Genomic DNA, 13,565 nt, shown 5'->3' on the forward strand with positions numbered 1-13,565 from the left:
GCGGGGAATTTCAGCATGCGACATTATTGGTTGGTCGCGACGGCCGTGGCGCTTGTGCCGGGCGTCGCTGGTGCGCAGACGATCTATCCGATCGATCGCGCGACGATCCTTTCCGGCTCGAAGTTCGATTTCAAGGTCGAGTTTCCCGAGGTCGTGAAGGAAGCCGACGTCAAGATTCTGGTGAACGGCGAGGATTATGCCTCGGTTCTCGGCAAGAAGGCCGAGTTCATCGAGAAGGAAAAGGACGCTGATGCTTCGGCCGTCCGCCTGGACGACGTCGTCATCACCAAGCCCGGCACCTACAAGATCGAGGCCAGCGTCGCCGGCGCGCCCGCGAAGACCGTGACGTGGGAAGTTTACGGCACCGCCGAGACGCCCGTCGCGAAGAACGTGATCTTCCTCATCGCCGACGGCATGTCGGTCGCCCACCGCACGGCTGCCCGCGTCATGTCGCGCGGCAACACCGAGGGCAAGGCGAACGCCAAGCTGAACATGGACTACCTGCCGAACCTCGCTTTCATCGGCACGTCGAGCACCGACTCGATCGCCGCCGACAGCGCGAACACGGCGTCCGCCTACTTCACCGGCCACAAGTCGGCGGTGAACGCGCTCGGCGTCTATCTCAGCCGCGCCAAGGACTCGCTCGAGCATCCGAAGCAGGAAACCCTGGGCCAGGCGCTGCGCCGCGCCGCGCCGAACAAGAAGCTCGGCATCGTCACCACCGCCGAGGTGGAAGACGCGACCCCGGCGGCGCTCGTCTCCAACACCCGCAAGCGCGCCGACAAGGACAAGATCGTCGGCATGCACTTCGCCGTGCTTCCCGACGTGCTGCTCGGCGGCGGCTCGGCCTACTTCCTGCCGCAGTCCACGCCCGGCTCCAAGCGCAAGGACGACATCGACTACATCGCCAAGTTCCGTGACGAAGGCTTCGCCGTCGCCACCGACCGCGACGAGCTGATCAAGGCCGCCGCCGAGACGAACTCCGGCAAGGTCCTCGGCCTGTTCCACACCGGCAACATGGATACGCTGCTCGACCGTCAGTTCCTCAAGAAGGGTTCGGTCGGCAAGTTCCCGAACCAGCCCGGTCTCGTGGACATGACGAAGGCGGCGCTCGACGTGCTGTCGAAGAACGAAGACGGCTTCGTGCTGATGGTCGAGGGCGCTTCCGTCGACAAGATGTCGCACCCGCTCGACTGGGACCGCGCCGTCGTCGAGACGATCGAGTTCGACAACGCCATCGGCGTTGCGCGCGAGTTCGCCGAGAAGAACCCCGACACGCTGATCATCGTCACCGCCGACCACACCCACGGCGTTGCCCTCATCGGCACGATCGACGACAACAAGCCGGGCGAGGAGATGCGCGAGAAGGTCGGCACCTATCAGGACGCCGGCTTCCCGAACTACGAGGACAAGGACGGCGACACCTATCCTGACGACATCAACGTCAGCAAGCGTCTCGCCATCTTCGCCAACAACTTCCCGGACTACTACGAGACGTGGCGTCCGAAGCTCGACGGCCCCTTCGTTCCCGCGATCAAGAACGAGAAGGACCAGTACGTCGCCAACGAGCAGTACAAGGACATCCCCGGCGCCGTGCTGCGCATCGGCAACATCCCGCGTGACGGCGACACCGGCGTGCATGCCGTCGACGACGTGGTGCTGCAGTCGCAGGGTCCCGGCTCCGAGAACCTGAAGGGTTACATGGAGAACTCGGACGTTTACCGCGTGGTTGTCGACGCCCTCGCGCTCGGCGCCAAGCAGTAATCAGGCGATACCGCGTTTCGATCCGGGCGGGAAACCGCCCGGATTTTGTATTGTGGGAATGGCGAAAACGCTAGGGCGCAATGATGTTGCGTTGTCGCAATGTGTTGTTTCCGCTTTTCTGTGATGGGTAAACGAGAATTGAATGGACGTTCCGTTGCGGTTGTCCGACATCTGCCCGCGAGAGGCATCGGCTTTTCCGGCATCGGTGCGGGATGGCTATCGGAGGCTGGCATGAAACTTTCGTCATCAATATACGGTCAACCGTCGCGGCGCGATGTCGTGCGCGCGGGGCTGGGCGCGGCCGCCGCGCTCGCCTTGCCGGGCTTCCTGGCTCCCGCCCGCGCGGATGACAATACGCTGACGTTCGAGCAGCTCTACGGCAAATTCTCGGCCCTGGGGCTGGAGTTTTCAGAGCGCGTCAAGACGTTCACGGGCAAGCGGGTATCGATGCGCGGTTTCATGGCGCCGCCGCTGAAGGCCGAATCCAAGTTCTTCGTGCTCACGAAGATGCCGATGGCGCTGTGCCCCTTCTGCTCGTCGGATGCCGACTGGCCGGAGGACATCGTTGTCGTCTATCTGGGCGACAAGCAGACCTTCGTGCAGTCCAACCAGACCATCGAGGTCACGGGCACGCTGGAGATCGGGTCGTGGACCGACCCCGAAACCGGCTTCGTCAGCCAGCTGCGTCTGACGCAGGCCAGGTTCAGGTCCATCTGATGACCGCGCTGTTCCTTTCCGACGTGAGGGTGAGCTTTCCGGGCCTCGACGCACCGGTGCTCGACATCGCGAAACTCGAGATCGCGCCCGGCGAGAACGTCGTCGTCACCGGCCCGTCCGGGTCCGGCAAGACGACGCTGATCAATGTCATCACCGGCCTCGAAAAGCCCGACCGGGGTATCGTGCGGTGGGGAGACACCGATCTCGCGCGCCTTTCCGAATCGCAGCGCGATGCGTGGCGCGCCACGCATGTCGGGCTCGTCATGCAGGAGTTCCACCTGTTTCCGGGCCTCAGCGCCATCGAGAACGTGCTGCTGCCGGTTCGCTTCCGCGTGCTGTCGGTGCCGGCCGCGCTGCGGCAGCGCGCCGCGGCGCTGCTGGAGCGCGTCGGGCTGAAACGGCACGGCCAGCGCATCGAAACCATGTCGCGCGGCGAGATGCAGCGCGTCGCGGTGGCGCGTGCGCTGCTCGGCAAGCCGGCCGTGCTGGTTGCCGACGAACCCACGGCGAGCCTCGACGTCGCGAGCGGCGCCGTGGTTGGCGATTTGCTGACGGAGCTCGCCGCCGAGGAGAAGGCCACGCTGATCGCCGTCACGCACGACCCGCGCCTTGCCGCGCGCCTGCCGCGCCGGCTGCGGCTGGTCGCCGGGCGCATCGTCGAGGATACGACCCAGGCCGCGCAGCAGGAGCAGGTGACGCCATGATTCCGGTTCGTTTCATTCTGGCCGATCTGCGCCGTCTTTGGGCCGGCTCGCTGGTGATCGTGCTGCTGATCGGCCTTGCGACGGCGCTCGGTATCGCGGTCGGCATTCAGGAGCGCGCCCTGCGCCTTGGCAGCGCCCGCGCCGCCGATCGTTTCGACGTCATCGTCGGCGCGGCCGGCAGCGAGACGCAGCTCGTGCTGAGTTCGGTGTTCCTCCAGCCGGCTCCGCTCACGCTGCTGCCGGGCGCGGTGCTGAAGAAGTTGTCCGAGGATCCGCGCGTCGCCTGGGCTGCGCCGGTGGGGTTCGGCGATTCGTTTCAGGGCTCGCCCATCGTCGGCACCACGAACGAGTTTCTGACCGACAAGGGCCAGCGCCCGCTCGCCGAGGGCGAGATCTTCCGCGGACGGACGGACGCCGTGATCGGCGCGCTGGTCGATCTGCGGCAGGGCGACACGGTAAAGCCCATCCATGGCCAGCCCGGCGAGGGCGGGCACAGCCACGACGAACTCGCCTATACCGTGACAGGCCGCCTCGCGCCCACCGGCACGCCGTGGGACCGGGCGATTCTCGTGCCCATCGAGACCGTCTGGAGCATTCACGGCATGGGAGCGCCGGCAAGCGCGGGAACCGCGGAAGCGGACGACCACGACCATGACCACGATGGCGCGCAGGACCACGCGGCGGCGGATCATCTCGGCCCGCCGTGGCACGATGACATTCCCGGCGTGCCCGCCATCATCGTGAAACCGCGATCGATCGCCAACGCCTACCAGATCCGGCAGGAATATCGCGCGGATACGACGGTCGGCGTGTTTCCGGCCGAGGTGCTCACGCGCCTTTATGCGACGCTCGGCGATGCCCGGCTGGTGTTGACGGCGATCGCCATCGGCACGCAGGCGCTCGTCGGCGCGGCGGTCGTGCTGGTGTCCGTGGTGCATCTGTCCCAGCGCCGGCGGCAAATCGGCGCCCTTCGCGCGCTCGGCGCGCCGCGCGGGGCCATCTTCGGCGTGGTGTGGGTGGAACTGTTGCTGCTTATCGGCCTCGGTGTGGGGTTGGGCGTGGGGCTCGGCTATGTCGGCGCGAAGGTCGCGGCTTCCGTCTTCACCCGGGAAAGCGGCATCGTCCTGCCGGTGACGCTGGAGGCGGGCGACATCGGCTTCGCCGGTCTGCTGCTGCTGGTCGCCGCCGTCATCGCGCTCGTGCCCGCATGGCTCGCCTACCGTCAGCCGCCCGCGGCTGCGCTGAGGGCGTGACAGCCCTGCCGGTAATTCGGGACCCGATGCGTGGATTATGCCTATAATGCAGTGGCGGGGCCGGGGGCTCCGCCATTGTTTTCAGTTGTTCGGGTTCGATGTATCACACGACATTGACATTTGCCGTCGCGCCAGATGCCGAAATCTTCGCCATCGGCGACATTCACGGCCACGCTCCCCTGCTGGAAGCCTTGTTGGAGCGGATCGCGCAGACGCCGCGGCTGGCCGGCCGGCGGCGCATCGTGGTGTTTCTGGGCGATCTCATCAACCGGGGGCCGCAGTCCCTCCGCTCGCTCGATCTCGCGGCCTCTGCGCGCGAGCGGACGGGCGCGGACGAGATCGTCGGCCTGTGGGGCAATCACGAGCAGATGGTGCGTCTTGCGATGCTGTCCGCACACGATCCCCGCTGCATCAGCGCGCGCGCATTGTGGATGGAACACGGGGGACCGGGGTTCCTGGCGGAACTCGGCATCGAATCTCCGTTCGCCCTGGCGAACGCATTGGGCGAGAAGCGCCTTGCGTGGTTCATCGGGCTGAAGCCGCATTTCCGCTCCGGGAATGTGCTTTTCGTGCACGGCGGCGTCAATCCGCGCATTCCGCTGGCGGCGTTTCTGCTCGCGCCCGTGGAGGTCGATATCGCGAAACTCGATTACGACCTGCACTGGGCCTGGATACGCTATACTTTCGCCCGTTTCGAGCCCCGGCAGGAGGGGCGGCGCGGACATCAGGGCGTGTTCGTAGCGCATGGCCATCTGCAAGGCCATCTCGACATCGCGACGGGCGCCGGGGCGCAGATCGCGCGCGACCGCATCAATCTCGACGGCGGCTCATACAGCACCGGCCGCGCCCGCATGGCCCGTTTCGTCGGCAACGAACTGTCGCTGTACGAAGCGGCGATCGCGGATGACGAGGCGGCGGGCGTGCGCTTCAGCGCGCAGCCCGTCGACTGGATCGACACGCCGGCGTGAGGCCTGCCCCGCCGGGCTGCCGGCTGCCGCGCTTTGCCGCATGCGGTCGCGCCGCGTGGCGGGAGGTGTCGCTTGTGCGGGCGTTCGCCGGCCTTTAAGAGTGCCTGACGAAAGCTCCGGTGCTGAAGGGTCGGCGTGCGGGGGCGATCGGTATCGGGAGAATGTGACATGGCAACGGGAAATCTGCGCCGGGCCCTGCCCCTGATCGTTTTTGTCGCCGGCTTGCTTGTTCTGGGCGGTGCGATCCTGCTGCAATTGCGCGGCGGAGCCGATGCCCCGGCTCCCTCCACGGTCGGCGGGCCGTTCACCATGACCGATCATAACGGCAGGACGGTCACGGAAAAGGATTTTCTGGGCGCTCCGACGCTGATCTTCTTCGGTTTCACGCATTGTCCCGACGTCTGCCCGACCACGCTGTTCGAGGTGTCCGAGGTGCTGCGGGCCGCGGATTCACAGGCGGACGGCGTGCGCGTGCTGTTCGTCACCGTCGATCCCGAGCGCGACACGCCGGCCTTGCTGCGCGATTATCTGGGGAGCTTCGATTCCCGCATCATCGGCCTGAGCGGCGATCGCGCGCAGACGGACGCCATCATCAAGGCTTTCAAGGTCTATGCGAAAAAGGTGCCGACCGGCGACGCGCCGGACGACTACACCATGGACCACACGGCCATCGTCTATCTGATGGACAAGCAGGGCCGTTTCGTCGGCGCTTTCGACCTGAAGCGGCCGCCCGAGGCGGCCGCGCGGGATCTGATCAGCCGCTTGTGAACGGCGCGGTGCGCCTGCGCGAGAAGCCGTGCCCGGTCTTGTGCCAGCGGTGCGGCTCCGTCACCAGTTCCGCGAGCCCCCGCCAGGCAGCGAAAGACAGCAGCAGCAGATATAGCGGCAGGAACGGCACCACCCACAGCAGCCGCAACCTGCGCTGCCGCCATAGCCCGACGACGATGGGAAGCAGCAGCGCCAGCAGGCCGCCGACCCATACCGCGCACGAAAAGCCAAGTACGATCGCGCGCGGCCAGGGTTGCGATTCGCCCAGCGCCTCGTGAAGCATCCAGATCGAGACGGGCACGAAGACCGGCATGGCCAGCGCGCCGATCACGGTGCCGAAGATCAGCGTGGAGGCGATCAGAAAGCCGGCCGGCCGCAGTTCGCGCCAGGCGGTGCGCGGATGGCGCGCGTGCGTGATGCAGACCTGCATCCATCCTTTCATCCATCGCGCGCGCTGACGAACCCAGGCGCGCAGGCCGATCGGCGCTTCCTCCCGCGTGGCGGAGGGCAGATCCATGACGCACCACCCGAGCCGCGCCAGACGAATGCCGAGATCGGCATCCTCGGTCACGTTCCAGGCGTCCCAGCCGCCGACGCGGCGCAGCACGGCCGTGCGCAGATGGTTCGAGGTGCCGCCGAGCGGCATCGGCATTCCCGTCGCCGTGAGCCCCGGATTCACCGCGTCGAACAGCGCCGCGTATTCGGCGGCGAACAGGCTCGGCAGCAGGCCGTCGCGTTCGTTGTCGATCACCAGCCGCGCCTGAAGGCAGGCGACATGGGGAAAGGCGCTGAACAGCGCCGCCGCAAGCCTCAGTTGCCGGGGATCGGGAATGTCTTCCGCGTCGTAGACCACGACGCGGCTGCCGCGCGCCACCGCGAGCGCCATGTTGAGGGCGCGCGGCTTCGTGCGCGGAAGCCCCCGGGGCGCGACGAGAATGCGGAAATGGGCCGGCAGATCGCACGCCTCGATGGCCCGGCGGGTGCAGGCATCGTCCTTTTCCAGCACGAAGATGATGTCGAGCTTGGGCGGCGGATAATCCAGCGACAGCAGCGCGTGCAACAGTTGCGGCACGATCCGCGTCTCGTGATAAAGCGGCACGATCACCGAATAGACCGGCAACTGCGCATCGGTGAGGGAGGGCGGCATCGGTGTGCGCGCCGTCCATTGCGGAAGCTCAAGGCAACAGGCGATGCGGGTGATCTCCATCGCCAGAAAGACGAACGCCGCGCCCAGCATCATCCCTTCCAGCGCGCGAAAGGGATGGAACACGAACCCCGTCAGCAGCAGGCCGCAAGCCACCAGCAGGCCGATGTGCTGATACTGGTGCAGGCCGCTGAAGTAGGAGAAGTGCGGCATGCGGTGGGCCAACCCGTAGGCGATCTCGTGGGCGATGTCATCCTGAAACCGGCCTTCGACAAGCGCGGCGAGGCGACGGGGCGTCGTCAGCGCGAAATCGAACGCCTTCAGACGATAGCGGTGCTGAAACAGAAGCCGGATGGTCTCGCCGTCCGGCGCGATGGCGTAGCGAAGGCCGTGCCGGTTCGGTGCGAGCGGGACCGTGCTGGCGCGAAGCGCTTCGGGGAATTGAGCTTCCGCGCCCGCATGCAGGCCATCGGGCATGAAGGGCAGGTCGAGCTCGCTCGCCAGTGCGCGGTAAAGATCGTCCTCGGAAATCAGTTCCAGCGCCAGCACGGCGTCGGCGGCCGGCACCCGCCAATGGCGCGCCCATGATGCCGCGTAACGGAGAAGGCGGGGAGCGACGCCGTGCCGGGCCAGAAAGACGATATCCGCCGGGATACTGCCCTGCTCGTCGGTGCGGGGGCCGCTCATCGGCCGCCGGCCGGCGCGAAACGGAAGACGGACCCGCCAAAGCACGATTCCGGGGAGCGGAGACCGCTTTCCGGGAAAAGATTATGGTCGAGCAAAAGGATAGAGCATTTCTGCGTTTCAACGGAAGCTGGAAATGCTATAGAGGCCGGCGCTTCGGACCCGCCGCCGTTTTCAGCGTATGCGCGGCGAGTTCCTGTCGGTTCGGATAACAAGATCGGTTTCCACCATAATATATTCGATATAAGGTGCTTGTCGCAATGCAGCACTCATCTATCCGGTCCCGGTGCCTGTGTCATGTTTCAGCTCTGCTGTTGACGGCGGCATGGGCGTTTCTGTGCGCGCCGGTGCGCGCGGACCCGGCGGGCGTCGCCGTTCCCGGCTTCTGGGGCGCGGAGGCGCGCGTTGCGAAGCCCGATCTGGTGGGCGCGCGTGTCGTCCGCTTCCTGACCGACGACGAATATCCGCCGTTGCATTTCGCGGGAGCGGGTGGCGAGCCGGGCGGATTTTCCGTGGATCTGGCCCGCGCGGCGTGTACGCTGCTGGAAATGAGCTGCACGATACAGGTGCGCCGTTTCGATACGCTGCTCGACTCGCTGGCCGACCGGCGCGGCGATGTCGTGGCCGCCGCCATCCCCATCCGCGCCGCGCTGCATGAGCGGTTCAGCGTGACAGGCCCTTATCACCGCACGCCGGCGCGCTTCGTCACCCGGCGCGCCGGGCTACGGGCAGAGGAGCCCTTTTCGCCGATCTTCCTGTCGGGGCGCCGGGTCGCGGTGGTGCGGCGCACGGCGCACGAGGCCTATCTGACGGCCTTCTTTCCGCAGGCGATGCGGGTGCCGTTCGCCGACATCGCGCAGGCGCAACTGGCGCTGAAGGAGGGGGAAGTCGATTATCTCTTCGCCGACGGTCTGTCGCTCGCCTTGTGGCTCAACGGCGCGGCGGCGGGCGATTGCTGCGTGTTCACCGGAGGCCCCTATCTGGAAAGCCGCTTTTTCGGTGAGGGCGTCGGCTTCATCCTGCGAAACGACGATACCGCATTGCGCGACGCGCTGGACTACGCGCTTCAAAAGCTGTGGGAAAACGGCACTTACACGGAAATCTACCTGCGCTATTTCCCGGTGAGCTTCTACTGACCCGAGCCGCCGCGCAGCAGGCGCAGCAGCAGCCAGACGGGCACCACCACCATCGCGCCGTACATGAGCCAGGTGCCGACATGGCGCAGCCCGGCGAAGCCGTCGTCGACGAGATCGCGCACGAGCGCGACGGTTCCCTCGTAGAGATCGATCGGGGTCAGTCCGAGCCACGACATCACGGCGCCGACGACGAGCGAGAGAAACAGCAGCCGGATGAGGACGCCGCCCGGCGAGCCGCCCAGAAAGCGGTTGAGGGAGCCATTCGCCATCGTATTCTCTCCGTCGCTCGATTCTGCCGCCGCGCGTGGGGCCGCCGCTTCTTTCTGTCACAATCCGGCAGTCATGCCTACCTCGATGCGGGGTAACGCGAAACGCATCGTGCGGTATCATAACGTTGTATCCGAATCGCATGATAACAAGCCTGCGTTTTCATGCCTGCGGCGCGACGGAGCGTTTGCGGGTCACAGGGGGAAAAGATGACCGGGGCCGCGCCACACCCATTGCCCGCACTCGACGCTTCGTTGTTCGATCCCGGACGGATCGATACAGAGACGCGCAAGCTGAACGAGGCCATCGTCGCACTGATCAACGCCGCTCCCGACCAGTGGAGCCTGCCGCCCGCCGAGGTGCGCGCCCTGCGTGCCGAGGGGCGCGGCGCTTTCCCGGCGCCGGTGCTCAGCCCGCGCGCCCGCACCGTCGAGATTCCGGGGCCGGGCGGCGCCGTTCCGCTGCGCATCGTCGAGCCGCGCGGCGCGGTGCGCGGCGCCTTCCTGCACATTCACGGCGGCGGCTGGACCTTCGGCACGGCGGACGGCCAGGATGCGCGCCTGGAACGGCTGGCCGACAATCTCGGGCTCGTGGCGATTTCGGTGGAATACAGGCTTGCGCCCGAGCATCCCTATCCCGCCGGTCCCGACGATTGCGAGGCGGCGGCGCTGTGGCTGGTGCGCGAGGGCGCGGCGCTCTTCGGCGCGGAAAAGCTGTTCATCGGCGGCGAATCGGCCGGCGCGCATCTGTCGCTTGTCACGCTGCTGCGGCTGCGCGACCGCCATGGTCTTTCGCCGTTCGCCGCCGCGGTCCTGACCGCAGGCTGCTTCGATCTCGGCCTCACGCCCTCCGTTCGGCACTGGGGCGCGGAAAAGCTGGTGCTCAATACGCACGATATCGAGAAATTCGTGGAGAGCTTTCTCGGCGGTGATGCGGCCGGGCACGATCCGCGTCACCCCGATATCTCGCCGCTTTACGCCGATCTCGCCGGCCTGCCGCCGGCGCATCTCATCATCGGCACATGCGATCCGCTGGTCGATGACACGCTCTATCTGCATGCGCGCTGGGTCGCTGCCGGAAACCGGGCCGAACTGGCGGTATGGCCGGGCGGGGCGCATGTTTTCATCGTCTTTCCGGGCACGCTCGCCGACAGGGCGCTGACGCGCTCCGAATCCTTCCTCGCGACCTTTCTCTGAGGCGTCGCGGCCTGTTGCCGGAGCATTCGCCGATCTGACCGGATCGGCGAATGCTCCGGTACTGCGTATCCTGAGCAACTTCAGGTGGTGCTCGACGAGCCGGCCGTGGCGATGCGCGCGGCGGCGATTACCGCCTGCGTGCGGCTTTCGACGCCGAGTTTCTGCAATATGGCGGAGACATGCGCCTTCACCGTCGCCTCCGAGACCATCAGTTCGTAGGCGATCTGCTTGTTCAGCAAGCCTTCGGAGAGCATCATCAGCACCCGCACCTGCTGGGGCGTGAGGCTGGAGAGCCGGCGCACGAGTTCGTTGGTCTCCCGGTCCGGCGGCTGCGAGAGATCGATATCGGGCGGCGTCCAGGCATGGCCGGCGAGAATGGCCTGCAAGGCGTCGCCCATGGTGCGCATGTCAAGCGATTTGGGAATGAAGCCCGATGCGCCGAAATCGATGGAGCGGCGAATGGCCGTCGGATCGTCGTTGGCCGAGACAATGGCCACGGGAACGTCGGGATATTGCGCGCGCAGATAGATGAGCCCGGAAAAGCCCTGCACATCGGGCATGTTGAGATCGAGCAACGCCAGATCCGCGCCGCTGTTGCATGCCAGCGTTTCCAGCAACCCCTCGAAGTTGCCGCTTTCCGAAATCGCCGCTTCGGGCACGACACCCTCCACCGCCTGACGCAGGGCGCCCCGGAATAATGGATGGTCGTCCGCTATAACGATCCGTGCCGTTGATCCAGCACTCAAGAACCTCTCCCCCCTGAAAATTATGGTTCGGCCCCGGATGCCGGCAAGGTTTCGTCGCGGTGGCGCCCGAGTCTGTCACCTGCGCGAAGCCGAATGCCCATTATTCAGAACTATATTAGATTACTAGCAGGAATGTCGACGGCATATGCATGATCCGGGTCAATAACAGCCCCGTCAGGAGAGCCGCGCCGCTCCGTGCATCAGGGCGGCGCTGATCTGCGCGGCGCCGGTGGCGGCGATGAGCGCGCCGAGGCCGATCATCAGCGACCGTCGCCGCGCCGCCGCGCCGTCCTCGTCGCCGGCAGGCGCTTCCGGCGAGGGCGTGCTCCGGGAGGGCTTGCCGCGGGTCTCGTCGGCGCCTGCCATCGCCGCGCGGCGGGCGGCCGCGATGAAGCTCGCGGTGAAGCCGACATTCTCGGTCAGTCCGGCTTCCGACCGCGCCAGCAGGTTTTCCGGCCCCTCGACCTCCGCCCCGCCGGCCGGCGCGCCGGCGCGCAGGAGCGCCTGCGCGGCGCGCTTTTCCGGCTCTTCGGCGACGATGTCACGCAACCCACGCGTGCGCAGGTCTTCTTCCAGAAGGGCGAGGCGGTCAACGATTCGCTCCAAGGTGCTATGCACCGCGTCGAGCGTATCGCCGGTGCGCAGTTCCCGTTCCCGCAGTTCCCGCGCCCGCCCGTCGTCGGCGTCGTCCCGCGAGGAGAGGGCCGCCAGCGCCTCGCGGGCGGCGACGCGGGCCATGCGCTCCAGCGAGGCGTCGTCCGCCTGCGGCAGCCCGCGCAACTGCGCCGAGAGCGCGCCGATGCTGGCCTCCAGCGCTTGCAGCCGCTCGACATCGACCGGATTCGAGGCGCTTCCCGACGTCTGCCGCGCGGCGGCGTCAAGGCGCTGGGCCAGATGGCTGATCTGCTCCGCGAGGCTGTCGATCGGGCCGGCCGCGCCGGGAGAGCGCGGCGGCTCAGTGCCGTCGCCTGCGCGGTGCAGGGCCTCGACATTCTCCGCCAGGGTGCGCACCATGTCCTCGATGCGCGCCAGTTCCGCCGGCGCATTCTCGCCGACCAGCCGCGAATCGATGCGGTCGAGTCGGGTCAGCACGTCGTCCAGCGCCGGGTGCCGCAGCGCCTCCGTGGTGGGGCGCAGCGCGTCGTCGAGCTTGCGGGACAATGTCTCCAGCCGCTCGATGATGACATGTTGCGAAACGCCGTCTTCCTCGCCGGCCTCGATGCGCGCCAGTTCCACCTGCCGGGTGCGGATATCGACGATGGCGCGCGCCAGCCGGTCTTCCACTCCGATCTGTCCGCCGTCCTGCGGCGGGTCGCGGCTCTCGCGCAACTGGGCCAGAATGTCCTGCATCTGCCGCGTGAGGCGCTCCTCGGCGGCGGCGATGGCTTCCGCCTGCTGCCGGGCGGTGTCCTGCATCGGCGCGGCGATCGCTTCCGGCAGCCGCGCCATCCGCTGCTCGACATGGCGCACACGGCGGGCGACGAGGGCGAGGGTGCGCGTCAGGCTTTCCGCCTCCTGCTCCTGCCGCAGGGCGATCTGGCGGGCCTCCTCGCGCCGCCGGTCCTCGGCGCCGGCGATGTAGCGGGCAAGGCCGGTCAGCGCCTCGGCGACGCGGGCCGCCTGCTCGCGGTTGCGCTGCTCGTTGCGGGCGGCGATCTCGCGCACGAGCCGTTCGACGGCCGGCAGCGGCAGCGCCCCGGCGCGCGAGGCGGCGTCACGCGGCGGGGCGGCCTGTTCGCGCGGCGAAGAGACGTCGCGCCGGACAAGGCGGGCGAGGTGGGCCGCGATCTCGGCCCAGCGCTCGTCCTGCGGATCGCGATGTTTAGCGGGCGATTCGGCCTGGTGCGCGATGGCGAGGCTGAGCCATTCGCCGACCGTCATGTCCGCCCGGCGCGCGGCTTCCTTCACGGCCTCGCGCATCGACGGGGAAATGCCCTTCACGCTCCAGGAGGCGGAGGGGGCGGCGGGTTCTGTCGCTTGCCGCGCAGGGCGCGTCGATTGGCTCGTCATGATCCGGTGTCATCCAGTTCCTGCATCGGGCGGCACCCGTCTCCACGGCAGCCCGCGCCCGCGACGGCGAATCGCGCAAATCAACGGCCCCGGAAAAATCCTTCGTCAGTGACTTTTGTCGCTCACGGTAAACAGGCGGTTAAGCTTTCCGTCATTTCGGGGACGGCTCTTTCGCGGGCCGGGTTCCGCCGTCATGCATCAGGCGGAT

At 67.2% G+C, this 13,565-nt stretch carries 12 protein-coding genes; 8 read left to right on the top strand and 4 right to left on the bottom strand.

What is annotated here, in order from left to right; genetic code table 11:
* Window positions 1-15 precede the first annotated feature (15 nt).
* The 6 genes from ACOYJQ_RS06985 (at window position 16) to ACOYJQ_RS07010 (ending at window position 6,174) form a co-directional block, all read left to right on the top strand.
* Window positions 16-1,764 carry an alkaline phosphatase gene (locus ACOYJQ_RS06985; RefSeq protein WP_433457321.1) on the top strand — a complete coding sequence of 583 codons (1,749 nt, stop codon included), beginning with the start codon at window positions 16-18 and terminating at the stop codon, window positions 1,762-1,764.
* A gap of 231 nt (window positions 1,765-1,995) precedes the next feature.
* On the top strand, window positions 1,996-2,481 hold the full coding sequence (locus ACOYJQ_RS06990) for a hypothetical protein (protein ID WP_433457322.1): 486 nt from the start codon (window positions 1,996-1,998) through the stop codon (window positions 2,479-2,481).
* The gene (locus tag ACOYJQ_RS06995) at window positions 2,481-3,185 is read left to right on the top strand and encodes an ABC transporter ATP-binding protein (RefSeq protein WP_433457323.1); all 705 of its coding nucleotides are present in this window, start codon (window positions 2,481-2,483) and stop codon (window positions 3,183-3,185) included. Before ACOYJQ_RS06990 ends, ACOYJQ_RS06995 begins: the two co-directional genes overlap by 1 nt.
* Window positions 3,182-4,438, top strand: a complete 1,257-nt coding sequence (locus tag ACOYJQ_RS07000) for an FtsX-like permease family protein (protein WP_433457324.1) — start codon at window positions 3,182-3,184, stop codon at window positions 4,436-4,438. Before ACOYJQ_RS06995 ends, ACOYJQ_RS07000 begins: the two co-directional genes overlap by 4 nt.
* 113 nt (window positions 4,439-4,551) lie before the next feature.
* Window positions 4,552-5,406, top strand: a complete 855-nt coding sequence (locus tag ACOYJQ_RS07005) for a metallophosphoesterase (protein WP_433457325.1) — start codon at window positions 4,552-4,554, stop codon at window positions 5,404-5,406.
* Window positions 5,407-5,574: 168 nt separating this feature from the next.
* On the top strand, window positions 5,575-6,174 hold the full coding sequence (locus ACOYJQ_RS07010; protein WP_433457326.1) for an SCO family protein: 600 nt from the start codon (window positions 5,575-5,577) through the stop codon (window positions 6,172-6,174).
* Here the strand turns inward: ACOYJQ_RS07010 and ACOYJQ_RS07015 are convergent.
* Window positions 6,161-8,005 carry a glycosyltransferase gene (locus tag ACOYJQ_RS07015; RefSeq protein ID WP_433457327.1) on the bottom strand — a complete coding sequence of 615 codons (1,845 nt, stop codon included), beginning with the start codon at window positions 8,003-8,005 and terminating at the stop codon, window positions 6,161-6,163. The two genes, ACOYJQ_RS07010 and ACOYJQ_RS07015, sit on opposite strands and share 14 nt — an antisense overlap.
* 257 nt (window positions 8,006-8,262) lie before the next feature.
* Here ACOYJQ_RS07015 and ACOYJQ_RS07020 point away from each other — a divergent pair, with 257 nt between their 5' ends.
* The gene (locus ACOYJQ_RS07020) at window positions 8,263-9,138 is read left to right on the top strand and encodes a transporter substrate-binding domain-containing protein (RefSeq protein WP_433457328.1); all 876 of its coding nucleotides are present in this window, start codon (window positions 8,263-8,265) and stop codon (window positions 9,136-9,138) included.
* Here ACOYJQ_RS07020 and ACOYJQ_RS07025 read toward each other — a convergent pair.
* The gene (locus ACOYJQ_RS07025) at window positions 9,132-9,407 is read right to left on the bottom strand and encodes a DUF6460 domain-containing protein (protein WP_433457329.1); all 276 of its coding nucleotides are present in this window, start codon (window positions 9,405-9,407) and stop codon (window positions 9,132-9,134) included. The two genes, ACOYJQ_RS07020 and ACOYJQ_RS07025, sit on opposite strands and share 7 nt — an antisense overlap.
* 207 nt (window positions 9,408-9,614) lie before the next feature.
* Here ACOYJQ_RS07025 and ACOYJQ_RS07030 point away from each other — a divergent pair, with 207 nt between their 5' ends.
* Window positions 9,615-10,601: an alpha/beta hydrolase gene (locus tag ACOYJQ_RS07030; protein ID WP_433457330.1), complete on the top strand. Its 987-nt coding sequence runs from the start codon at window positions 9,615-9,617 to the stop codon at window positions 10,599-10,601.
* An 80-nt stretch (window positions 10,602-10,681) separates the two neighbouring features.
* Here ACOYJQ_RS07030 and ACOYJQ_RS07035 read toward each other — a convergent pair whose 3' ends face one another.
* Together ACOYJQ_RS07035 and ACOYJQ_RS07040 are read right to left on the bottom strand one after the other, a co-directional pair.
* A complete protein-coding gene (locus tag ACOYJQ_RS07035) occupies window positions 10,682-11,347 on the bottom strand; it encodes a LuxR C-terminal-related transcriptional regulator (RefSeq protein ID WP_433457331.1) in 666 nt (221 codons plus the stop codon).
* A gap of 174 nt (window positions 11,348-11,521) precedes the next feature.
* On the bottom strand, window positions 11,522-13,357 hold the full coding sequence (locus ACOYJQ_RS07040; protein ID WP_433457332.1) for a hypothetical protein: 1,836 nt from the start codon (window positions 13,355-13,357) through the stop codon (window positions 11,522-11,524).
* Window positions 13,358-13,565 lie beyond the last annotated feature (208 nt).

Origin of the sequence: Pseudochelatococcus sp. (assembly GCF_050946405.1) — a bacterium.
GTDB lineage: Bacteria > Pseudomonadota > Alphaproteobacteria > Rhizobiales > Beijerinckiaceae > Pseudochelatococcus.